The following is a 23,072-nucleotide window of genomic DNA, read 5'->3' as shown; positions in this document are numbered from 1 at the left end:
CGATGGCGTTAACGCAGCGTCACCATAGCCATAGCAGATTACGTGCCAGCTTTTTCCTGACGGGATATTTTTTTAATTAAATGAAAAATAAGATGATTTATTTTTCACCGCGGCAAGGGCCGCCTAGAGCGTAACAAATTTGTTGCTATGGTTTCGTTTTTGAAGAGGCGCGGGGGGCATCGCATCAACGCCGGCTGCCCGGTGAGGCGGGCGGGATGGCGCCCGCGCGTTGGCCGCCATCCTACCGTGGGGGGATTAGGAAGAGGGCATCAGCGATGAATGGTGGGTGGCTATCTTCCACGCCTGGCCGTTCCAGGCGTAGGTAAAGGTATAGCGGGCGGCGGCGCTCGACCGGTCCGCAAAGGTAAAGGTATAGGTGCCAATATCGGTGGCGGTATTGCAGTCTATTTTTATGGTGCGGCTATCGATGACGCCCACCGGCTTCTTGGCGAGAAAGTACCTGAAGTAATCCAGCCGCTCTTCCTGGGTATAGCGCGTTTTATTGGATACGGTGGGCAGTAAAACCGCGTCGGCCTGGTAGGTATCGACCACCTTCTGCGGGTCACCCGTCTTTAGCGCCGCATTCCACTGGTCAAACAGCGCGGCGATTTGCTGCGGAGTCACGCTGACGCACTGCGCTGTCGCGGCGAACGCCGGGTTAACCATCCAGGCCGATACGGCGGCGATAAGGTAGATTTTTTTCATACGGCTTCCTTTTGTCAGGGGGGCGAGATCCTTGTTATTAATAACATAAGTAAACTGTATAGCGATTGTACTATCGTCTATTGTAGCAATAGTCGGATTGTCGCCAGGCCGGGGCGGCGGGAGGGGGCGAAGACCGGCGCGGTACCCTGGGGGGCGGGATGGGGTGCGTGCGCTTGGCGCACGGGCGGCGGAGACGGCGCCAGGGCGCGCAGCGCCTGACGTCGCCCCTGTGCTACTGGAGCTGAGACTCTGCGTTGGAGTCCGGGGTAATGACCTGGATCCCGGCGGCCCGGCAGTATGAGGGGTACTCCCCGGGAAGGGCGCAGTCGCTGATCAGCACGTCAAAGGCGGAGAGCGGGGCGATATTGACCGGCGCGACCTCATCGAACAGCCCGCTGCGGGCCAGCAGGAGCCTGCGGATGCCGTGGGCGATGGCCCGGCGCTTGGTCGCCGCATCGTCCAGTTCGTGCCAGGTGACGCCATGGCGTTCGTCTACGCCGGCGGCGGAGATAAAGACCTTGCGCGGGTTCAGCGTGTCGAGCATGGAGGGGTTGGCGTTGTCGTAAAAGGTGTCGTTTTGGGGTCGATAGCTGCCGCCGCAGAGGATGGCGGCGGCCTGGGGCTTGTCGCGCAGGGCCAGAAAGACGGCGTGTGAGCAGCAGATCCCGGTGAAGCGGATATCCTCCGGGATCAGGCTGACCACCAGCGGCATTTCCGGCCCGTTGTCAAAGAAGACCACGTCGCCGTCGGCGATCAGCCCGGCGGCCAGGATTGCGATCGGCAGATCGTCCTGATGATGCCGCGGGCTGTTTTGCCTGGGGTGGGTCGTCGGCGGATGCGGCGCGTTGACCGCCACAATATAGCCGCCGAGCAGGGTGAGGGGGAGCCCCTGCGGGTGGTTATCCGGGCTCAGATCGCGGCGGATGGTCATAACAGAAACTTCCAGCATGCGTGCGGCATCCTTTAAATGGATGCGGTCGGATTTTTGCAGCAGGGCCTGCAGACGACGGATGCGTTCTTTTTGCTTGGTTTCCATGGGTTTTCTCCGCTCCCGGCGATGAAAATGTTTCTTCTATAACATTTTGCGCGTCTGGGAACATATAAAATATGTGCTTACTATACAGCCGGATAGGGAAAAAATAAAGCCTAGTCCGGCGCAATGTCAATTTATCACATTGTTATTTATTGTTTTTATATGGCGATGCGGCCTGCGACCGATGGCATGACACGCCGCGCTGCGCTTTTCTGACCTGGCTCTCACTGTATACATTCTCTTCGACTCATCGTGATTAATCGCGATCATAATCACAAATGATGCTTTAGCAACATGATAATGTTACTTCAATATCATTGTTGCATTGGCGTTACTAAGGAGTAAGGGCATGGATATTGCAGTTATCGGTTCTAATATGGTTGATCTCATTACCTATACCAATCAGATGCCCAAGGAGGGCGAGACGCTGGAGGCACCGGCATTTAAAATTGGCTGCGGCGGCAAGGGCGCCAATCAGGCGGTGGCGGCGGCAAAGCTCAATTCAAACGTGATGATGTTGACTAAGGTCGGCGATGATATTTTTGCGGACAATACGATCCGTAACCTGGAGTCCTGGGGGATCAATACCACCTACGTGGAAAAGGTCCCCTGCACCAGCAGCGGCGTCGCGCCGATTTTTGTTAACGCCAACTCCAGTAACAGCATTCTGATTATCAAGGGCGCCAATAAGTTTCTCTCTCCGGAGGATATTGATCGGGCGGCGGAGGATTTAAAGAAATGCCAGCTGATCGTATTACAGCTGGAGGTTCAGCTGGAAACCGTCTATCACGCGATTGAGTTTGGCAAAAAGCATGGGATTAAGGTGCTGCTGAATCCGGCGCCGGCGCTGCGTGAGCTGGATATGACCTATGCCTGTAAATGTGATTTCTTTGTCCCCAATGAAACCGAGCTGGAGATCTTGACCGGGCTGCCGGTTGACTCCTATGAGCATACGCGGACGGCAGCCAGAACGCTGATCGAGAAGGGACTGAATAATATCATTGTCACCATGGGAGAGAAGGGCGCGCTGTGGATGACGCGCGATCAGGAGGTGCACGTGCCTGCATTCAAGGTGTGTGCGGTGGACACCAGCGGCGCCGGCGATGCCTTTATTGGCTGCTTTGCCCACTACTATGTGCAGGACGGCGATGTGGAGGCGGCGATGAAGAAGGCATCACTGTTCGCCGCATTCAGCGTAACGGGGAAAGGAACGCAATCGTCCTATCCCAGTATCGAACAGTTCAATGAGTTTTTGGCATTGAACGCATAATAAAACCATAGCAAGGTAGCATTCATTATGAATAATAAAAGCATCATTCAGATGCCAGATGGCTATCTGAATCGAACACCTCTGTTTCAATTTATTTTATTATCCTGTCTATTTCCACTCTGGGGATGCGCAGCGGCATTGAACGATATTCTGATCACGCAATTTAAAAGCGTATTCGAGTTGAGTAACTTTGCCTCGGCATTAGTTCAAAGCGCCTTTTATGGCGGATATTTTCTGATTGCCATCCCCGCCTCTCTGGTGATTAAGAAAAGCAGCTATAAGATAGCCATTATGATGGGTCTGGCGCTGTATATCGCCGGCTGCTCGCTGTTTTTCCCCGCCTCGCATATGGCCACCTATACGATGTTCTTGGCGGCGATATTCGCCATCGCCATCGGGCTGAGCTTTCTGGAGACCGCGGCGAACACCTACAGTTCGATGCTGGGGCCAAAGGCGCAGGCTACGCTGCGTCTGAATATCAGCCAGACCTTTTACCCGATCGGCGCGGCGGCGGGGATCCTGCTGGGGAAATACCTGGTGTTTTCCGAGGGCGATAGCCTAGAGAAACAGATGGCTGGCATGAGTGCCGAGCAGATCCATGCCTTTAAGCTGGCCATGCTGGAGAATACCCTGGAGCCGTATAAGTACATGATCATGGTGCTGCTGGTGGTGATGGCGCTGTTCTTACTGACCCGCTTCCCCACCTGTAAGGTGGCGCAGACGGCCGGTCGGCCGCGCCCTTCGGCAGGGGAGACGCTGCGTTATCTGGCGGCCAACGCCCGCTTCCGCCGCGGTATCGTCGCGCAGTTCCTGTACGTCGGTATGCAGGTCGCCGTCTGGTCGTTCACCATTCGTCTGGCGCTGGAGCTGGGTGATATCAACGAGCGTGATGCCTCGACCTTTATGGTCTACAGCTTCGGCTGCTTCTTCATCGGGAAGTTTATTGCCAATATCCTGATGACCCGCTTTAACCCGCAGCGGGTGCTGGTGCTCTATTCGCTGATCGGCGCGCTGCTGTTGGCCTATGTCTCGCTGGCGCCGAGCTTCAGCGCGGTGTATGTCGCGGTTACCGTCAGCATCCTGTTTGGCCCCTGCTGGGCGACCATCTATGCCGGTACGCTGGATACCGTAGACAACGAACATACCGAGATGGCCGGCGCCGTCATCGTGATGGCGATTGTCGGGGCGGCGGTGGTGCCGGCGGTACAGGGGTATGTGGCCGACATGTTCCATTCGCTGCAGCTCTCCTTCCTGGTCTCGATGCTCTGCTTTATCTACGTCGGCCTCTATTTTTGGCGTGAGAGCCGCGAGGCGCAGGGATCACCGGCGCGCGACGCGGTGCAGGGGGAGGCATCATGAAGAGCAAAATCATGCTATGGCGGTCGCTGTTTGACGCGCAGCCGCGCACGTTGTTGAGCAATGATGATTTTCGCGTAACGGCGCAGCGCTACGACAGCGGCGTAGAGGGGCTGCGGATCGAGAACCGCCGCGGGCATCTGGTGATCCTGCCCTGGATGGGGCAGATGATCTGGGAGGCCTGCTTCGATGGGCGCGATCTGACCATGCGCAACATGTTCCGCCAGCCGAAGGCGGCGACGCAGGTGGTCGAGACCTACGGCTGTTTCGCCTTTCACTCCGGCCTGCTGGCCAACGGCTGTCCATCGCCGGAGGACAGCCACCCGCTGCACGGTGAGATGCCCTGTGCGCCGATGGATGAGGCTTGGCTGGAGCTGGACGGAGACAGCCTGAGTATCACGGGAAGCTATGAGTATGTGATGGGCTTCGGCCATCACTACCGGGCTCAGCCGACGGTGGTGCTGCGCGGGGAGAGCGCGCTGTTCGATATCGGGATGCGGGTGACCAACCTGGCGTCGGTACCCATGCCGCTGCAGTACATGTGCCACATGAACTACGCCTATGTTCCCGATGCGCTGTTTAGCCAGACGATCCCGGACGCGGCGCTGATCCTGCGCGAGTCGGTACCGGCCCACGTGGTACCGACGCCGCAGTGGCAGCGCTTCACCGAACGCCTGCGTCAGGGGGAGGCGACGCTGACGCGTCTGGATGCGCCGCAGTGCTACGATCCGGAGATCGTCTTCTTCGCCGATCGGCTGGATCGCTATGGCGAGCGGCAGGAGTTTCGGATGCAGGCGCCGGACGGGACGACCTTTGTGACCCGCTTCTCCAGCGGCGACTTTAACTACGTGACGCGCTGGATCCTGTACAACGGCGATCAGCAGGTGGCCGCCTTTGCGCTGCCGGCGACCTGCCGTCCAGAGGGCCATCTGGCGGCGCAGCGCAGCGGCACGCTGCTGCAGCTGGCGCCGCAGCAGAGCCGCAGCTTCTGGCTGACCACCGGGATCGCCTGACCCCGCCAGCCACCTAGCCAGTGCCGCTGGTGAAATATCGCTACGCGCCCCGCGGCGCCCCTCATCGGAGGGGCGCCGCGTTGCCCTGAGTGCCGCGTGGGATTTAGAAGGTATAGTCGACGCCCAGCGTGACGGAGCGCCCCGGCGCCGGCTGGCGGCCCCATGGACTGGTATCGATCCCGCGGTAATAATAGTCCTTGTTAAACAGGTTATTTACCGTGATATAGCCGGAGAGTTGGCTGTCGCGATCGTGGTACAGCGCCTGGGTCACCTGCGCGTTCCATACGGTGTAGGAGGGCAGGCGTCCTGCATCCCCCTTCGCCGTTTCGGCACGGGTGTTCTCCTTGTCAGAGAAGGCGGCGCTGTAATAGTAGCCGGAGAGTGCAAAGGTGGTGTCGCGCCACTGGTAGCGGCCATCCAGCACCAGCTGGTGACGGGAGGCGTAGGGCATCTGACGTCCGGCGTTGGCCCCGATCAGCTGCTCGCTGTCGAGATAGGCGTAGCCCGCGTGCAGCCTCATCCCCTCCAGGAAGGCGGGAGAGTAGAAGGCCTCCATTTCGATACCCTGATAGCGGGCGCGCCCCAGGTTGACGAAGCTGGCGCTGGCGTTGTCGTAGATTATTTTACTGTCCGTGTAGTCGATGCGGTAGTAGTCGGCCTGCAGGCTGAGCGCCGGCCAGGGGGTGTAGCGCACGCCGGACTCGTAGTTCCAGGCCAGCTCGGCGCCGCGCTGGTCGCCTTTGACGATTTGGGTCACCTGCGGGGCGCGCAGGCTCTTTTGCGCGTTGGCATACAGGAACCAGGCGGGGGTCGCCTGATAGCCCAGGGTCAAGCCCGGTAGCCACTGCTGATCCCGGTTCTCCACCGTTTGGCCGCTGCGGTTATCGCGATAGCGCTCGTTAACCCGCTCGAAGCGTATCCCGGGGGTGATGGTCAGGCTGTCGTCAAACAGCATCACGGCGTCGCTGAGGTAGCCGGCCACGCCCTGGTTATGGAACTTCCAGTCGCGGGTCACCTCGTCCGGGCGAGCCTGGGTCAAATAGCGGCGTTGGACCAGGTAGTCGATGTTTTCATCGATCAGCCGGGCGCCCAGGGTGAACTTCTGATTGAGGTACTCCCCGGCGTGATACAGCGTCAGGCGCGGTTCGGTGCCCCAGACCTTAAAGTCGCGCGGCGAGCTCTGCTTGATATCCGCCGGGCGATCCGGCGCCCAGACCATCCCCGCGGCTTGGCTCAGGCCGACGTCGAAGCTGCGGTGCGACAGGTGGCCGAACAGCGTCCAGTTGAGCTCGCCGGTGTCGAAGGGGCCAACCCTGTCCAGCAGGGTGTTGTAGACCGCGCTCAGGCGCTGGGTGCGCCCCTGATAGCCGTCCTGCAGCCGGGTGCTCTGGGTGCGATCCTGCTGATAGTCGGCGGCGGAGAGCGCGCCGGGGAGCTGGGCGTCGGCATCATAGTATTGATAGGTCAGATTCAGGCTGCTGTCGTCGTTGATATTCCACAGCCCTTTGATCCGGTAGTTTTGCACCCGTTGCCGACTGTGCTCACGAAACGCGCTGCCGTTGACCAGATTGCCTTCGAGCTGCAGGCCGAACTGCGCATTCAGCATGCCGCCGCTGCTGATATAGGTGTCGGACAGATTACGCCCGTGACCGGCCAGCGTGGTGCGCTGCGATATCCGGTTTTGCCAGCGATAGGGAATCGGCTTACTGATGAGGTTAATCACCCCGCCCACGTTGTTGGGGCCATACTGCACCGCCGCGCCGCCGCGCACCACGTCGATCCTGTCGAGGGTCTGAAAGGTGACCGGAAAGAGGGAAAGGCCGGTCTGGCCGTAGGGCGCCAGCGCCAGCGGTATGCCGTCGAGCAGCATCTGCACGTAGCCGCTGCGGCTGTCCTGCAGACCGCGCACGGCGACCTGCGCCAGTATCCCGGTGCCGGTTTCATCCTGTACCTTTACGTTGGGAACGCGCTGCAGGGCGTCATCGATAGAGCGGTTGGCATCCTGGGTCAGCTGCTGGTTGCTGATGACGCTACGGCTGCCGGGGTAGGTTTTTACCGCGTCGGCCCGGGCGTCGCCCAGCAGGTTGCCGCTGACGACGACGCGCTCCTCCGCATGGGCAAAACCGGCTCCGGAGAGCAACAGGGCCGCGGCGATGGGGCTGAGAGAGAGGCAGGCTGTTTTCATTATGATCCCTTATTGAGTCTGGTGATAAAAGGTGGGTGCCGTTGTGTGTCATGACGTCCAAACGCGCGCGGGACAGGCTGCGCACCGCTCGGACGGTGGTTACGGCGTCGCGTCGGCCCGCAGGAAAAACAGGCCATGCTCCTCCACGCCGGCGTACTGCCGGTATAGGGTTTGCAGATCCGCGCGCGGATCGACGTCGGCAAAGCGCGCCGGGTGCAGAAACTCGGCGATGGCCTCCAGCGCGATGACGTTGAACGGGCTGTCGTAGAACTGGTGATAGATAGCCATGACCTGGCCGTCGCGGATGGCCGGCAGGGTCGCGAAGCCGCGGCGCGTCAGCAGGCGCTGCAGGCGCGGTCGGGTGCTGGCCTCGGTCGCCTGGTAGCCCAGGGGCACCGCCAGGGAGAGGCCGCCGCGCTGGCTCCAGTCGGCGCCGCTGAGCAGATAGCGCGCGGGGCGGACGGCGATCAGTTGCTCCAGATTGACGTCGCCGCCGCCGTCGGGGACGCGGTCGGCCAGCAGATTGCGCCCGCCGGCGGCCTCGATAAACTGACCGAAGCCGCTGCGACCAAAGACGGCGCAGCAGCTATCGCCGGTCATGCCGGCGTGGTTTTCGAACACCACGCCGGGGCGCTCGGCGTCCGGAATCGTGGCCACCCGCCGCTGTACGCGCTGCTGCAGCTGCTGATAGCGGGCGATAAAGCGTTCGGCGTTGGCGGATTCGCCCAGCGCCTGTCCCAGCAGACGTAGGGAGGGGACGGTGTTGTGCAGCGGTTGGCGGCGGAAGTCGATAAACAGGGTGGCGACGCCGCTTTTTTCCAGCAGCGCCAGGGTGCCGCTCTCCCGCAGGCGCGGTAGCAGACCGAGATCGAAGATCGCCAGATCGGGGCGCAGCGGCAGCAAAAATTCCACGCTGAGGTCGCTGCGGTAGGGGTTGGCGAAGACGGGGATCTGCGTCAGGCGCGGGTAGGCCTGAGCGTAGCGGCGCGCCATGTCCGGCGCGCGTCGCCGCAGGGAGTCATCCCAGGCGACGATGCCGCGCAGCGGATCGCCGGGGTGCAGCAGGCTGAGCGCCAGCAGCAGACGGCTATCGCCCAGCACGATCCGCTGCGCAGGGGCGTTGAGGGTGACCTGACGCCCCGCCAGATCGGTCAGCGTCAGGGGGGCGGCGCGCAGCGGCGCGGCGACGCACAGCATCAACGCGAGGGAGAGGAACATAAGCTTCATAATGGATCTCATTCAAGGGGTGAATGGGGCTCGACGCCGAGCCGTTCGCATCACTCGAGCCAAACGGTGTGCGGCTCGGCGTGCATCAGAAAGTGGCGATGAGAGATGTTCCAGGCGTAGGCCCCCGCCAGCGGAAAGACCAGCCAGTCGCCCGTCGCCAGCGCGGCGATAGGCTGGCGGCGCGCCAGGACATCCTTGGGGGTGCACAGTTGGCCGACCAGCGTGACGCGCCGATCGCGGATCTCCGGCGGCGTGTCGCGGCGCACCACCTGGAACGGATGGTCATGGCCCTGCGCCGCCGGGGTGCGAAAGTGATGGGTGCCGCCGTGGCCGATGGCGAACCACTCGCCCAGATTGCGCTTGATGTCCAGCACCTCCATGACGTAATAGCCGCAGGGGGCGCTGATGTAGCGCCCGCACTCAAAGCGCAGCAGCCAGGGGTCGGCCCGACAGGCGCGGCGAACGGCGGGCAGCCGCTGGCAAAAGTCGGCCCAGTCGAAGTGGCGGGCGGGATCGCGGTAGTTAATGCCGAAGCCACCGCCGAGATTGACCATCTCTATCTGCAGGTGAAACTGCTGGCACCAGCGCTGGACCTGGGTCAGGCAGTGCTGGATCAGCGCCAGGTGGCTGTCCACGCTGAGCTGGTGGGAGAGCAGGTGAAAGTGAAAGCCGCGCAGCCGCAGCCAGCGGGCGTCGCCGATGAGCCGCAGCGCCGGCGCCAGATCGGCGGGGTCCAGGCCGAAGGGGGTCGGCTTGCCGCCCATCATCAGCGGCGTCTCCGCGCCGCCGGGCAGCGGAATGTTCATGCGCAGCAGCAGGGGCAGCGTCTGGCGCCGGCGTTCGGCCAGCGCCGCCAGGCGCCGCAGCTCGCCCAGGCTTTCGACGTGCAGAGCGTCGACGCGCAGATCGCAGGCCTGCTCCAGCTCGCGGGTCAGCTTGCCGGGGCCGCCGAACAGGAGCCGGCTGTCCAGCGACTGCTGCGCCAGCCAGGCCAGCTCGCCGCCGGAGGCCGCCTCAAAGCCATCGACCCACGGCGCCAGGGTGTGCAGGATCGGCGCTTCGGCGTTGGCCTTCGCGGCGTAAAACAGCTCACAGTGCTCGGGCAGAAGGCGCTTCATCGTCGCGATGCGTTCGCGCAGGGCGGAGAGATCGTAAAGGTAGCCGCAAAACGGGGTATGGCGCTGCTGCAGCCGCTGTATTTCACGTGTTACCAAGGGCGTCATGGGCGGCTCCTCATCGGGTGGGGCAAGGGGGTGTAGTCGGCGTGGCGATCGCGGCGCTGCAGCAGGCGCGTCCGCAGGTTGTTTTTGCTGGGCAGCGGCGCGCCCTCTAGCAGGGCGGCGATCTCCGGCTGGTGATGCCAGCGCTGCAGGTGGTGCGCCAGCCGATCCCATAGCCGCTGCTCCAGCGTGCGATCGCCGTCGGCCAGGCGGAACAGGGCCTCGGCGAGATGGTTGACGAACAGGCAGTAGGCGGTGCGCTGCCAGCCCTGGTGGCGGGTGTAGCTGATCGAGCGCCGCGCCGCGTCGGAGAGGGTGGCCAGGCGGGCGGCGTCCCAGCGGGCGCTGTCGAGCTTGGTTCCCTCCAGATCGCGCAGCCACAGGCGGCAGGGCAGATGATCCTGTAGCCCGATAAGCACATTCTGCAGATGGGGTTCAAAGACGATCCCGCGATCGAAGAAGGCCGTGAGGACGCTGGGCAGCAGCAGCGTCAGGTAGTGATCCAGCCACAGCAGCGCGGTCTCTCGGTAGTCGAGCGCGCGGGTGGCCGCCAGCTCGCGAATCAGGCGCTGCAGCGGGCTGGCGCCGTCGCGATCGAGGCCGAACAGCGTCCCCGCCAGCGCGGTCTGTCCATCCTCGCGGACGCTGAGCGGCAGGGCCTGGCGATACAGTATGCCAAAGCACTCCTGCAGATGGCGCACCGCCTCCTGCTCATCCGCCCGGGCGAGGGGGCTAAAGTCCAGCGTGGTGGCGTTGGGCTCGCGCAGAATGGTCAGGCCGGGAACGGCGTGCTCCAGCTGACGAAAGTCTTCATTGAGCAGGGCGCTCAGGGTGACCGCGCTCTCTAGCTCATACCAGGCGTTTTTGCGGATGCAGTTGGTCAGCCGCACGTGGATAGAGCACTTGAGGAACCACGGCAGCGCGGGGTGGTACAGCGTGCGCACCGAGGAGGTCGGCGCCAGCGCCGCCCCGCGCGGCCCCAGCGGGGTAATCAGCCCCTGACGCGCGGCGCGCAGATAAAGCGGGGAGCGCATGATGTGCGCCGTCTCCCAGGGATGACAGGGGTACAGGTGGGGCTCGCCGCCCAGCTCGCTCAGTACGCCGCCGATATCATCGATGCCCCGCTGGCTGAGCAGACGCGGATCGATGCGAAACCAGAACAGCGGAAAGCGGGCGCCGACCTCGGGAGAGCAGGCCAGCAGCGCCCGGGGGTCGACCCCACTGCGGCTTTTCGGGCTGGGGTGGAGCGGATGTCCCCAGATCAGCCCCTGCTCGCTGCCGATAAAGTCCGCGCCCGGGCGAAACGCATGGGCGAGAAACGCCGCCGTCACGGCGCTGCTGTTGGCGATTTGCGCTGCCAGCGCCTCGTTGTGCGCCACCTCCAGGCGCGCGGCCATCTCCGACAGCAGCAGGTCGATGGCCTGCGCCGGCGAGAGCGGGCGCCAGGAGCGGCCAAAGGATTTGACAAAGGGGACAGTGTCGAAGTCGCCGCGCCCCAGCAGGCTCCAACGCCGCGCCTGGATAGCCAACAGACAGTCGCTGGCGGGCAGCGTCAGGCGCAGGGGCTCGCCCGCCACCTGCGCGCGGGTCAGCGCCTGGGGAATATCGCCGTGGGGGCAGAGACGCACGCCGTCATCCGCCAGAGCAAACTCGCGAATATAGCAATTCAGCAGCGCGGTAAAGGTCGCGTGACAGGCGACGGCGGTGACCTCGGGATTAGGCGTCAGGGCATCGGTGGTCATGGCAGGGCTCCTTAAAGGGAAAAACGAGACAGAGTGCCAGTGCGGCAAGCGCCGCGACGGCAGACGCGATAAAGGGGGCCGACGGCGAAGCCTGCGCGCTCAGCAGCGCGGCGCACAGGCCGGCGCCGACGCCGGCCCATTTGCCGGCGGCATCCAGCTGCGCCAGGCGGTAGGCGGCGTCATGGGCGCGAAGGCGTTCGGCGATGCGTCGGTTAAGCCCGGCGTAGGCCAGCAGAATGCCCACGCCGAACAGGGTTCTGGCGGCCAGCAGCGCCGCCGCGCCCGAGAGGGCGTATTGCCACAGGGCGGCGATCGCCAGCAGCGCCAGCCCCAGCGGGAGATGATGACGGGACGCGGCCGTGCGGTGCAGCGGCGGCAGCAGCAGCAAATAGAGCAGGTGGGGCCAGCTGTAGAGCGCCCCGACCATCGCCGAACCGGCGACCCACGGCTGGGCGTAGGGCAAAAAGTAGGGAAAGGTGACGACCATGGCGAAGCTGAACAGGATCTGCTGCACCCTGAGCAGCGTATAGCCCGCCGGCGCCGCCGTTGACGCCGCCGCGCCGCGCTGGGGGCGATCCTCGCCGTTTTCCCAGGCCGGGCCGCGATCGTCCGGCAGCCAGCGTGTGAGCAGCAGCGCGAGCAGCGGCAGCAGGGCCAGCCAGAGCCACAGACGCTGCGCCTGCAGCGGCGCGAACTCCAGCGCCGCGCCGATCAGCGGCGGGGCCGTCAGCAGCGCCAGACGGGCGGAGAACTGGGTCCAGTTGAGCGCATGGGCCAGCCTCTCGCCCGGGCAGGCGCGGTAAAGATAGCCGTTGGCGGCCGCCAGCGTGCCGCCGGCCAGCCCCTGCAGCGCCAAGGCTGCGATCAGCCAGGGCAGTGAGGGGGCGACGCCTGCCCAGGCAAAGGCCAGCGCCAGCCCCAGCAGCGCCCGCTGCAGCGAGCGGCGGCGGCCGTAGCGGTCGGCGAAGCGCCCCCAGTAGGGGGTGCTCAGGGCCATCAGGACCGTCGGCAGCGTCGCGATCAGGCCGATCCAGGGGCTGTCCGGCGCCACCGAAAACCCGCGCAGCAGCGTCGGCAGAAACAGCGGTACGCCAAGGACGGTAAAGGCGGCCAAAAAGTGGCAGGCCAGCACGATGGGCAGGATCGGCGCCATATCAGCTCGTCTCGGCGCGCAGGAAGTTAGGGCCGCTGTGGCCGTAAAACTTGTTGATGTCCGCCGCGCCGGAGGCCTGCTTGCTGAGCAGGCTGCCGCTTTGCAGCAGGTATTTCACCGGCTGGTGGGGATCCTCGAACAGGCAGCGTTGGGCGAAGGCGGTATCGACGCCGCGCTGTGCCAGGGTGGCGAGGGTGTTCGCCAGCGCCTGGCGCAGTATGTGGTAGGCGGCGGCGCGGTTAAGCTCGCCGGCGGCGGCCAGGCTCTCCAGCACCGCGGCCAGGTCCAGCTGCAGGGTGATGGTGATGAACATCTGCGCCAGCGCCCGTTCGTCGTCTACGCAGATGCGCGGATCGCGCAGCTGCGCCAGCCGTGGGGCCAGATCGGGGCAGGCGGCGCAGAAGCGCGCGGGCCAGAGGCGGGCGGCGTCGTTGTCCTTCAGCACCAGCGTCAGCGGTTGGCCGGGAGCCAGGCTGAGCATGGCGTTCTGCTGGTTAGACTCCAGCGCGATGCCGTAGCGCAGCCACAGGGTCAGGTGTACCTCGGCCATCAGTGTGCAGTATGACTGCCACCATTGGTAGAGCGTGGGCATGTTGGGCTGACGCAGGACAAAGGCGAGATAGCTGCCGCCGTCGGGCATCGGGCTGCCGAGCGCGGCCACCGGCGCCAGGGTCTCGTCGGCGCGGGGGGCCGGATAGCGGCGTAGCAGGAAGGCCAGCAGCATCTCATCGCCTACGTGGCCGCCGTCGCTTTCATCGACGTGGCGCAGGCGCCCGCGCAGCAGCGGATCGCGCTGCGCCAGCCGCGGCAGAACGTCGGCGAACCACTGCCCGTCATACAGCGTAGAGGGCTTGATTAAGCGCAGATTTTTTTGCCCCAGGGTGCGCATCGCCAGGGGGACCTTAAGATGACAATCGGGGTGCTCGGCCAGCTGCAGGGTGCGAACCGACAGTGTGGGGTAGACCTCCAGATACGGGTCGGGGGCGGGCAGAAAATCGGGCGGCAGCGCGTTGAGCTGGGGCCAGGTCAGCGGATGCACCGGCAGCAGAACGTGGTCGCAGGCGATCTGCGGCGGCAGTCCGACCTGCGCGGGGCGGGGCCACCAGGCCGGCCGCGGCTGCTCGCTGCACAGGGTGACGGCATCGCGCGGCACGGCGAGCCAGCGCAGCGCGAAGGGCTGGGCGAACTCCGGGGCGTAGCGGCGCAGCTGTGCGGCGTCGAAGCCAAATTTGGCGCGCGCCGTGGGGTAGTAGGGGTGGTCGAGGAAGCTGGCCATGCGATCGGCGTGGCGCAGTCGCTCGCCCCAGCTGCAGCGCGCCAGATCGGGGGTCAGCGCGGCGGCCTGCTCGGCGAAGATAGCGCGGCAGAGCTCGCCCTGCGCGCAGGCGGCGTCGGCTTCGGCGCGGTAGGCGTGGTACAGCCGCTGCGCCTCGGGATCGTCCGGCGGCGTCAGGCGCGCCAGCCAGGCATCGTAGCCCTCGCAGTCGCGCCATTCGCCGTCGTGATACTCCTGCCAGCGCGGCGCGGTGGCCCGCCAGGACTGCATGTAGTCGTGGGGAGAGACCGCCAGGCGCAGCGGAACGGCGAAGTGCGAGGCGTATAGCCAGTGGGTGTCGCCCTCTCGGTGCAGCGTCGCGCGGCTCAGTACCCCGGCGACATCCTCGCGGAGGCAGGCATCGATAATGCGCTGCGTAATATAGCGGCGTTGGTTCATGGCGCGATCTCCCAGGTCAGTGATGGCAGGACGCGCTCCGCCAGGCTCTGCAGCCGCATCGGGTCCGCCGCCTGCAGGTAAAGCACGCCCAGGTAGTCTTTGTTGGAGTGGGTTTGCGTAATGCGCTCGCCGCGTTGGCGCAGCGCCCGGTAGCTGACGCCGGGCGGGCAGTGGGGCTGCGGCGGGCGGTGCAGGGTGCCGCTGTTTTCCGCGATCAGATAGTGGATCAGGGCGGCGGCGGCGGGTGGGGTGACGTCGGGCAGCGGCTGCCCCAGATGCAGGCGCAGAATCGGGGTAAACCAGCCGCCGGGCAGCAGTCTATCCAGCAGGAACTCGCGCCCATCGCCGATGCTGCGGTAGTTGATCTCGACCAGCCGCGGCCCCTGCGCGTCGGCGATAAACTCGCTGTGGCACACCCCCAGGCCGACGCCGAAGCGCTGCAGCTGCGCCAGGGCCTGGGCCTGCCAGCGCTGGCTTAGCGTCCCCGGCCAGCGCGCCTGGGCTTCGATAAAGTGAGGCGCGGCGCCGAGCGTGACGTCGAAGCCGCCGATCGCGATCAGCCGCTCGCCGTCGCCCAGGGTCTCCAGGGTGAACAGCGGTCCGTCGAGGTACTGCTCCAGCAGCAGCGTGCAGCCGGGGGGAAAGGCGGCGCGCGCCCGGGCCAGCTGCGCGGGATCGTCGACCCGCGTGACGTTCATCGACGCCACGCCCTGACTGGGCTTGAGCACCAGCGGCCAGGGCCAGTCGGGATCGATGGGGGTCTCCGGCAGCAGCCGCTGCGACCAGAGGGAGGGCAGGCCCAGCTGGGCTAAGCGCTGGCGCATACGCCACTTCTCCTTGGCCGCATAGCAGATGGGCCAGGGTTTTCCCGGCAGATCCAGCGCGGCGGCGGCGATGGCGCAGGCGCTCTGCAGGTGGTCGCTGTTGGTGAAGAGCGCGCGGGGCGTGACGTCCAGCGCCGTCAGCGTCTCCAGGATGGCGAGCGGATTAAAGACATCGCATTCGACCACCGTCACTGGCTCAGCGAGGCAGGCGCGGTGTTCGGCGGCGCGATCGGTCAGCAGCAGTACGGGGAGATCCAGCCGTAGGGCGGCGGGAACAAAGCCCTGGGTGGTGGCGGCATTGACCACGTGACTGACGATGACCAGAGGTGCGGAACGAGACATAGGCGGTATCCGTTTTACAGGGAAAGATCGGTGGCGCGCGGGCCACGGGAGGTCGCGGCGCGGAGGTCGTCGCGCCGCTGACGTAACGCGCGGAACAGCAGGCCGCGATCTTCGCCGCACAGCCAGGCGTCGATCCCGCGGCGCAGCCAGTCGGCCTGCTGCCGTTCGCTGCGGGGGTTGGCGCAGAAGGGGACGCCGGCGGCGCGGCAGCGGCGGGCGATGCGGCGCAGCTGGCGGGTCACCCGCGGGTGCGTCGGCTGCGCGCCCAGCCCCAGGCTGAGCGCCATGTCCAGCGCCCCCTCCAGGATCATGGCGACCCCGTCGAGCGCCAGCAGCTCATCGAGGATGGCCAGCCCGGCGGCTGACTCGATCATCGGGATCAGCATCAGTCCCTGGTTGGCCTGCTGACAATAGGCGTCCAGCGGTCGGGTGCCGAAACCGGTGACGCCGCCGCCGGTGATACCGCGTCGTCCAAGGGGCGGAAAGCGCATAGCGTCGCGCGCCGCGGTGACCTCGGCGATGGACTCGACCTGCGGCAGGACGATGCCGTGGGCACCGAGATCCAGCACGCGGCCAATGCGCTTGGCCGTGGCGTCGGGAACGCGCACCAGCGGCGCGCAGCCGTGGCTCTGGGCCAGATGAATGCAGTGCTGCAGGCGCTCCTCATCGTGGGGCAGATGCTCCATATCCAGGATGACAAAGTCATACCCGGCGCAGGCGATCATCTCCACCAGCAGGGGGTGGAGCAGCGAATTGAGGATGCCGAAAACCGGCTGTTTACCCAGCTTAGCGGGGAGCGATAATTCCAGCATAGTTATTAATGATAATGGTAATGATTTTCATTCAAATTAATCTAGCGGGGATGATCGTGGTGAGATAGTGAATAATTGTTGCAAATTATTTCAGAATGCGTCGGAGCGGGGCGGCGGCTGGCGGCGGCGGCAGTGTTATATAACAGTATGTTTATTATGGTTATTGTGATTATCCCGCGCCCTGTCGCCGCGGCGGGGAGCGACGGCGACGGGGAGGCGCGACCGGGTCAGGGCGCTGGCGGGGCGCTGAGTCCATCCACCACCAGCTGGGGGCGTCCGCGGGAGCAGGACTCGACCCGGCCGCGGACGCCATAGACGTCGGCCAGGTGGGCTGGGGTGATCACCGCCTGCGGAGGGCCATCGGCGATGCGCCGCCCCTGCGAGAGCAGCAGGGCATGATCGGCGTGGCGCAGGGCGATATTCAGATCGTGCAGTACCACAATTGTGACAATGTCACGTTTTTGCGTCTCCTCACGCAGCAGCGTCATGACGTGAAACTGGTAGTTGAGATCCAGCGCGCTGAGGGGTTCATCCAGCAGCAGCAGCGCGGGGCGGCGGATCAGCGATTGCGCCAGCCCAACCAGCTGCTTTTGCCCGCCGGACAGGGTCGTCAGGCTGTGCAGCGCCAGGTGGGCGATCCCCAGCCGGGTCAGCAGCGCCAGCACCTCGCGCTCGTTGGCGTCGCCTTCGGCGGTGGCATGGCGGGCCACCATGACCGACTCCAGTACGCTCAGGCGTACCCCCTCCGGCAGCGTTTGCGGCAGGTAGACCACCTGACGGCTACGGTGAGCCGCAGAGCACCCCACCAGCTGGCATCCGTTGAGCAGCAGGCTGCCGCGCGCCGGGTGTAGGCCGGCCATCGCCCGCAGTAGGGTCGACTTTCCGCAGCCGTTGGGCCCCAGCAGTGCGCAGACCTGGCCGCCCGCCAGCCGTTCGACGCTGAGGCCGTCAATCACGCGGCGCTCGCCGTAGCCTGCGCTCAGCGCGTTTATCTGTAGACCCGACATTATAGGAGCCCCCGCTGGCGGAAGAGGATGCTGAGGAAAAACGGCACGCCGACCAGCGCGGTGACGATACCGACGGGAATGACGACGCCGGCAAAGAGGTTCTTGGCGGCGACGGAGGCCAGCGAGAGCACCAGCGCGCCGCTAAGGGCGCTGCCGGGCAGGTAAAAACGGTGATCCTCGCCAAACAGTAGACGGGCGATATGGGGCGCGACCAGGCCGATAAAGCCGATCGGCCCGACGAACGCGACCGCCAGCGCGGACAGGATGCTGATGCGCAGCAGGGTGCTCAGGCGCAGTCGACGGACGTCGATACCGAAGCTGCTCGCCCGATCCTCGCCCAGGCGCAGGGCGGTGAGCTGCCAGGCGCTGCGCAGGGAGAGGGGCAGCAGCACGATCAGGGCGGTGCCCAGGATCCCCAGCGTCGTCCAGGAGGCGCGGGCCAGGCTGCCCATGGTCCAGAACACCAGCCCCTGCAGGGTATCCTCGCTGGCGATAAACTGCATCAGGGCGACCAGCGCGTTGAAGGTGAACACCAGCGCGATCCCAAACAGCACGACGCCGGAGGCGGCGACGCGGCTCCAGCGGGTGATGCCATACAGCAGCAGGGTGGCGAGCAGGGCGAAGAGGAGCGCATTGGCGGAGATCGCCCACTGCGCCGGGAGTCCCGGCACGCTGAGCCCCAGCACGATGGCCAGGGCGGCGCCGAAGGCGGCGGCGGAGGAGACGCCCAGGGTGAAGGGGCTGGCCAGCGGATTATTGAGGATGGTCTGCATTTCAGCGCCGGCCAACCCCAGGATCATACCGACCGTGACGGCCATAAGGGCATAGGGCAGGCGGATATCCCAGACGATGACCTGCGCCGCGGCCTCGGCGGCGGCGGGGTGCCACAGCGTTTGCCAGAGGCGTGAGGGCGACAGATCCGACGGCCCAAGGGTGAAATCGAGCAGCAGCGAGGCGGCGATGGCGGCCAGCATCGCGGCGATGAGCCACAGGCGCCGCCGCAGGATGCGGCGATAGGCGCGCTGGACGGCGATGGCGTCTACGCCTGGCCTGAGCGGCGCGTCGGCTTCGCGGGGCGCGGCGACCCCTGTGGAGTAGGGTGTTTTCATGGCTGGAATACCGTAGGAATAATAAAGTGATAACGCTAATCAATATCAATATTGATGTAAATGAAAATTATTAGCATGTGAGGCGTGGGGCAGGAACAGGCGCTGTGTGGTGCGGGGCGCCCTTGGTATCCGCCGACCAGGCGGAGGGGAGCGGCGCGATCTGGCGAGACTGGGCTAACTTGAGCTTGCGAATGCGATCCGATCTCAATTACAATAGTATTGTTATAACATAACATATGCTAGGAGCTGAGATGAAACCACCTATTTACCCGGCGTGCCGCCGGACGCCCTGTGTCACGACGGCGGCGGATGTACTCTCTCTGCGGGGCATTCGCGCCGCCGCGCTGGGCGGGGGATCGCGCCGATGAAGATCCTCTCCTCGCTGAAAACGGCCAAGCATCGCCACCCGGACTGCCGTATCGTGCGCCGCCGCGGCAGGCTGTATGTCATCTGCAAAAGCGACCCCCGCTTTAAGGCGCGCCAGCGCTGACGGTGCGAGCTTTCGCTATTCGACGTGCGGATCCGCGCCTCTGCGCCGCAGAAACGATCGATAGAAACGATCGATAGAAACGATCGATAGAAACGATCGATAGAAATAAAAGATGCCCCGCCTTAGCGGGGCATCTTTTATTGATTGCAGAGAAAACGGCTCACTTAATACCGTTATAACCATCCATATAGGTTTGTATGATGGCATCGGACATCGCCTGACGCCATTTCTGTTCCCGATGGCTATAGCTGTTGTACGCTTTTCCCGCGAAATGCTCTTTGCCATTTATTCTGGTTAGAAACGCCTGGCTTTTAAATTCGTCGATGCGCTGCTGCTGCTGAGCCTGGGTGATGGCGGCGGCGCGATCTTTTTTCCCTAGTTCCCAGAACTGCTGCAAAAAGGGGATGGAGGATTGGTATGAGTCATAGAGTTTAGTGCGGTAGTTAGGGTCGAAATTATCATCGGAGGCGTAGGTGAGGTGTTTAGCGTGGCGCGCGGCGCTGCTTTCAGGTTGGGCGCAGGCGGAGAGCAGTAGGGGGGCGGTAGATAGGATACAGAGGAAAAATAAATGTTGTTTATTTACGGTATTATCTCGTTAGGTAATACTATTTTAATGGTATTACAAATACTATCATAGTTATCTCGGTGAAGGTAAGTTGAGATTATTTTCAGCTGCCGATGGCGCCCTCTGCGAGGCGTTGGTAAGGGGGGGCGATATGCCCACTGCACTCTGGCACAGTGGGCTTAGGCGGCGCGCCCGGCGTGGGGCGAAATAGGCGCTAGCGCCGTCGGGCGGCTATATCAGGGTTCTGCCGACGCCGACCGGATTGCACCACCGTTGCTTGTATTTTCCTGACATAAAGCCGAAGGAGAAATGCAGCGGGAGCGCGAGGGCATGGGCTTTCTCGGTCGCTTTTTCCAGATTGTTCCACATCAGGATAGTACCTATCGAGTGCGCCTTTATCTCCATATCATAACCAATGTTGATAAAGTCGACGAAGAAGCCCAGCGTCGAGGTTGAGGTGATGAGTAGCTGGATCCCAACGGGATTATCATTGAGGTAGAGAACCTCGCCGATAAAGTCATCTTTAAACTTAACAAAGAAATCGATATTAATCTCTCGCTCGGGAATAATCGCGCCTCTACGCATAAAAAATAGATTTTCATATATTGAAAATAATTCTTCACCGCTAAGTTGGCTGACGTCGACAAAGTATCCACCGTCGGCGATAAATTTTTTAATTTCACGTCGTCGGGTGGAGACGGTCTTTTTGGAAAAGTCTTCCCTTACGTTTTTTGCAAAGGCCGCGGTCCGCTTAGTAAAAAGGTTAAATGACGAATTGATGATATTTTTCTTGAGCGGACTAAGGCACTTGGTTTTGAATGGCGCAATGCATTTGACGTCCGAAGAGAACGGCAGAACGATCGAAGAATTGGGAATAGGCAGACTGCTTATCGACTTATTCGGATTTTTAAAGTCATTGACCAGCCATTTCCCATCAAGGCAGGCGGCGCCCAGCAACTTCTTTTTTCTGTAGGCGACAAATCGCAGATCCGCACCATGGTGTAACATAAATTTAATATAATGAGGCGATGACTCTGAGTTGTAGCCATATTTTGAGCAGCATTCCATATACTCATCGATACCGCACTCATCCCACCCCGAAAATTTGAACAACATAGCAATGCCTTTATATTTCGTTTTTCCTTATGATACATTACAAATTGTTACAGTCATATATTTATATAGTGATTGTTGATATTTTATTAGGATTGGTTAATGTCAATGCGGAGATGTCTGTTTTTTCAGCGGCGCTGAGGCAGGTTATTTCCCCCGCCCCAGTCCAGTCTCAGCGCTCTTCCGTCGGCGCGGGCGCCTCGACGGGCCAGGGCCACTGAATATAGTCATTGTTTGCGCAGGCGCCGATCGGGCGGGCGGGAACCCCGGCGGCGACGCTGTGCGCCGGAATATCGTGGGTGACGACGGCGCCGGCGCCGATTTTGACATCGCTGCCAATGGTGACGGCGCCGACGAGGCAGGCGCTGGGGCCGACGTAGACCCGATCGCCGATGACGGCCGCCGGCGTGTGTACGGCGCCGACGGTAGAGAAGTGGGACAGGTTAACGTTATTACCGATGCTCGCCGTGGGGCTGACCACGATACAGCCCGCGTGCCCCAGATAAAGTCCGTAGCCGATCCGGGTCTGGTAGGGGATCTCCAGGAAGTACTTTCGTTTAAAGCGGAAATGCTGTAGCCGCGCCAGCGCCCGCAGCGGCCGGCAGCGGCTATGGCACAGGCGCAGCCATACGCTGAACTTGAACCCGGGGTTTTTCACGTATTCGACAATAAACGTCCTTACGCCGATCCGTTCCGGGCCGACGTAGCGGTGCAGATCGCTGCGGATGTAGCGAAGGATGGTCACGGTGCGCTCTCCTCTGCGGCTGACCGACGTCAGCGCAGCGTTAGGGTGGTCAGGCGATACCAGCCGTCGGGCTGGCGGCCGTCGTTGGCCAGGCTGATCTGTGCCTTGCCCTGGTCGTCGAGCAGGGCGGTCTCCAGAGCATAGCGCCCGGCGGGCAGGTCGGCGGGCAGCGGCAGGGCATAGTCGCTGACGCTCTCGCCCGGCTGCCAGCGGCGGATATCGTCCGGTGCGCTGCCCTGGGCAACGGTGCGCTGCTGCCTATCGCGCAGGCGATAGGCCAGGGTATAGCGCAGGTAGATGGGGGCGACGCCGTCGTTGCGCCAGCGCGCCTCCAGCCGCAGCGGTTGCCCGGCCTGCGGGGCATCCGGATAGCGCAGCTGCGCCAGGCGGAAGCGGTAGCCCAGGCGTCGCAGCGCCTGGTCGACAATGTCGCGGTACGCCGGCGGCACCGGGCGTGACTTGAGATTGATGGTGCTGGCATGGTGCGCCAGCGCCCAGTCGAAGGTCGCCTGCACCTGGGCGCGGGTGTAGTCCAGCGGCGTCTGCCACTGGGTCATATAGCCGCAGATCTCCAGGCTGACCGGGGCATGGCGCCAGGCCTCGCTGAAGCTGGGGTCGCGCTGGCGCGCGGCCTGCAGCGCCGCGGGGTAGGCGTCCTTCATATGGCTCCAGGCGCGGGAGAAGTTATGCCAGTCGCCCCAGCAGTCGGCCCGCCACCCGGCGCCGCGCTGTACGGCGTAGGGCAGCGAAGCGCCGCCGGTTATCTGCATCACTTTCGGGGTCTGGGGAAAGGCGGAGAAGTGCATGTCGACATAGCGGTTGAGCTGGGCGGTGGTGTAGCGCTGCAGCAGGGGAGGCTGGCTGGGAAAGTTGCTGTTATGCCACTCGCCCCAGGCGCCGACCAGACCAATATCGATAAAGGCGAGCGCCGGGTTGCCGTCGTAGCGCCGGCCCAGGGCGTTCATCAGACGCTGGGCATAGCGGATAAAGCGCGGATCGCTGAGATCGGGGATAAAGGTCTGGCCATTGGCGCTCCAGCTGCCGTTTATTCCCTTTTGGATCAGCCAGTTCGGCACCATGGAGCCGCTTTCCGGCGCATCCAGCGCCATTATGCGCAGCGCCACGTTCATGGCCGGTCGATGGGCGGCGGCCAGGGCAAAGACCCGATCGATCGGCGCAAAGTTGAACTGCCCCTCCTGCGGCTCAAGCTGGTTCCAGTAAAAGCGAAAGTATTCATAGCCAGTGTCGGGGTACTGCGCCAGGCCCAGGTGTTCGCCGTAGCCGTCGTGGAAGCTGGCGACGCCGATGCCGGGGTTGGTCAGGATATCGTCGATGGCCCGGGGGGTGACCGTGACCCACTCGGTGGCTCCGGCGGCGCAGAGCGGCAGGCTCAGGAGCAGCGAGAGGCCGCTCAGTAAACGGCGTAGGCGGTGCGTCATGCGGTCTC

At 63.6% G+C, this 23,072-nt stretch carries 20 protein-coding genes; 4 read left to right on the top strand and 16 right to left on the bottom strand.

All coding sequences use genetic code 11. The annotated features are described in order from the left end of the window. Positions 1 to 255: 255 nt before the first annotated feature. On the bottom strand, positions 256 to 705 hold the full coding sequence (locus BRD58_RS10355) for an SgcJ/EcaC family oxidoreductase (RefSeq protein WP_012848817.1): 450 nt from the start codon (positions 703 to 705) through the stop codon (positions 256 to 258). Positions 706 to 937: 232 nt separating this feature from the next. Continuing rightward, entirely contained in the window at positions 938 to 1,741 is an 804-nt protein-coding gene (locus BRD58_RS10350) for a DeoR family transcriptional regulator (protein ID WP_073382781.1), read from the bottom strand. A gap of 346 nt (positions 1,742 to 2,087) precedes the next feature. Between BRD58_RS10350 and rbsK the strand changes: the two genes are divergently transcribed. The 3 genes from rbsK to BRD58_RS10335 are packed head-to-tail and all read left to right on the top strand — an operon-like array spanning position 2,088 to position 5,377. Further along, positions 2,088 to 3,008 (top strand): ribokinase, encoded by a 921-nt coding sequence (rbsK, locus tag BRD58_RS10345; RefSeq protein WP_012848815.1) that lies wholly within the window; start codon positions 2,088 to 2,090, stop codon positions 3,006 to 3,008. Between the two features lie 27 nt (positions 3,009 to 3,035). Then, a complete protein-coding gene (fucP, locus tag BRD58_RS10340; RefSeq protein ID WP_073382776.1) occupies positions 3,036 to 4,367 on the top strand; it encodes an L-fucose:H+ symporter permease in 1,332 nt (443 codons plus the stop codon). Next, entirely contained in the window at positions 4,364 to 5,377 is a 1,014-nt protein-coding gene (locus BRD58_RS10335; RefSeq protein WP_012848813.1) for an aldose 1-epimerase family protein, read from the top strand. The genes fucP and BRD58_RS10335 overlap by 4 nt, the downstream gene beginning before the upstream one ends. 103 nt (positions 5,378 to 5,480) lie before the next feature. Here BRD58_RS10335 and BRD58_RS10330 read toward each other — a convergent pair whose 3' ends face one another. The 10 genes from BRD58_RS10330 to BRD58_RS10285 all read right to left on the bottom strand — a co-directional run bounded on the left by BRD58_RS10330 (position 5,481) and on the right by BRD58_RS10285 (position 18,712). After that, a complete protein-coding gene (locus tag BRD58_RS10330; RefSeq protein ID WP_012848811.1) occupies positions 5,481 to 7,562 on the bottom strand; it encodes a TonB-dependent receptor family protein in 2,082 nt (693 codons plus the stop codon). Between the two features lie 99 nt (positions 7,563 to 7,661). Continuing rightward, a complete protein-coding gene (locus tag BRD58_RS10325) occupies positions 7,662 to 8,789 on the bottom strand; it encodes an ABC transporter substrate-binding protein (RefSeq protein WP_078057739.1) in 1,128 nt (375 codons plus the stop codon). A gap of 50 nt (positions 8,790 to 8,839) precedes the next feature. Next, positions 8,840 to 10,012: a type III PLP-dependent enzyme gene (locus BRD58_RS10320; RefSeq protein WP_073382767.1), complete on the bottom strand. Its 1,173-nt coding sequence runs from the start codon at positions 10,010 to 10,012 to the stop codon at positions 8,840 to 8,842. Then, on the bottom strand, positions 10,009 to 11,751 hold the full coding sequence (locus tag BRD58_RS10315) for an IucA/IucC family protein (RefSeq protein ID WP_073382762.1): 1,743 nt from the start codon (positions 11,749 to 11,751) through the stop codon (positions 10,009 to 10,011). Before BRD58_RS10315 ends, BRD58_RS10320 begins: the two co-directional genes overlap by 4 nt. Further along, positions 11,726 to 12,904 (bottom strand): MFS transporter, encoded by a 1,179-nt coding sequence (locus BRD58_RS10310; protein WP_015461619.1) that lies wholly within the window; start codon positions 12,902 to 12,904, stop codon positions 11,726 to 11,728. The genes BRD58_RS10315 and BRD58_RS10310 overlap by 26 nt, the downstream gene beginning before the upstream one ends. Before the next feature lies 1 nt (position 12,905). Beyond that, a complete protein-coding gene (locus BRD58_RS10305; protein ID WP_073382758.1) occupies positions 12,906 to 14,618 on the bottom strand; it encodes an IucA/IucC family protein in 1,713 nt (570 codons plus the stop codon). After that, a complete protein-coding gene (locus BRD58_RS10300) occupies positions 14,615 to 15,784 on the bottom strand; it encodes an ATP-grasp domain-containing protein (protein WP_073382754.1) in 1,170 nt (389 codons plus the stop codon). The genes BRD58_RS10305 and BRD58_RS10300 overlap by 4 nt, the downstream gene beginning before the upstream one ends. 14 nt (positions 15,785 to 15,798) lie before the next feature. After that, the gene (locus BRD58_RS10295; RefSeq protein ID WP_012848804.1) at positions 15,799 to 16,596 is read right to left on the bottom strand and encodes an HpcH/HpaI aldolase family protein; all 798 of its coding nucleotides are present in this window, start codon (positions 16,594 to 16,596) and stop codon (positions 15,799 to 15,801) included. A 227-nt stretch (positions 16,597 to 16,823) separates the two neighbouring features. After that, on the bottom strand, positions 16,824 to 17,603 hold the full coding sequence (locus BRD58_RS10290) for an ABC transporter ATP-binding protein (RefSeq protein ID WP_012848803.1): 780 nt from the start codon (positions 17,601 to 17,603) through the stop codon (positions 16,824 to 16,826). Then, positions 17,603 to 18,712, bottom strand: a complete 1,110-nt coding sequence (locus BRD58_RS10285; RefSeq protein WP_139263897.1) for a FecCD family ABC transporter permease — start codon at positions 18,710 to 18,712, stop codon at positions 17,603 to 17,605. Before BRD58_RS10285 ends, BRD58_RS10290 begins: the two co-directional genes overlap by 1 nt. 364 nt (positions 18,713 to 19,076) lie before the next feature. On the opposite strand from BRD58_RS10285, the gene ykgO reads away from it, so the two are divergent. Continuing rightward, positions 19,077 to 19,202, top strand: coding sequence for a type B 50S ribosomal protein L36 (gene ykgO, locus BRD58_RS10280; protein WP_012848801.1), 126 nt, complete (start codon positions 19,077 to 19,079; stop codon positions 19,200 to 19,202). A gap of 160 nt (positions 19,203 to 19,362) precedes the next feature. Here ykgO and BRD58_RS10275 read toward each other — a convergent pair whose 3' ends face one another. The 4 genes from BRD58_RS10275 to BRD58_RS10260 all read right to left on the bottom strand — a co-directional run bounded on the left by BRD58_RS10275 (position 19,363) and on the right by BRD58_RS10260 (position 23,064). Beyond that, complete coding sequence (locus BRD58_RS10275; RefSeq protein ID WP_073382749.1) at positions 19,363 to 19,755, bottom strand: Exc2 family lipoprotein; 393 nt, start codon at positions 19,753 to 19,755, stop codon at positions 19,363 to 19,365. A gap of 243 nt (positions 19,756 to 19,998) precedes the next feature. After that, on the bottom strand, positions 19,999 to 20,883 hold the full coding sequence (locus BRD58_RS10270) for a GNAT family protein (protein ID WP_012848799.1): 885 nt from the start codon (positions 20,881 to 20,883) through the stop codon (positions 19,999 to 20,001). A gap of 169 nt (positions 20,884 to 21,052) precedes the next feature. Beyond that, positions 21,053 to 21,625: a serine O-acetyltransferase gene (locus BRD58_RS10265; protein WP_015461614.1), complete on the bottom strand. Its 573-nt coding sequence runs from the start codon at positions 21,623 to 21,625 to the stop codon at positions 21,053 to 21,055. 29 nt (positions 21,626 to 21,654) lie between these two features. Further along, positions 21,655 to 23,064, bottom strand: a complete 1,410-nt coding sequence (locus BRD58_RS10260) for a DUF4832 domain-containing protein (protein ID WP_034168253.1) — start codon at positions 23,062 to 23,064, stop codon at positions 21,655 to 21,657. Positions 23,065 to 23,072: the final 8 nt, after the last annotated feature.

The sequence above is a fragment of the Edwardsiella piscicida genome (genome assembly GCF_001896205.1).
Lineage (GTDB): Bacteria > Pseudomonadota > Gammaproteobacteria > Enterobacterales > Enterobacteriaceae > Edwardsiella > Edwardsiella piscicida.
This window is presented reverse-complemented; position numbering and strand designations above follow the sequence as displayed.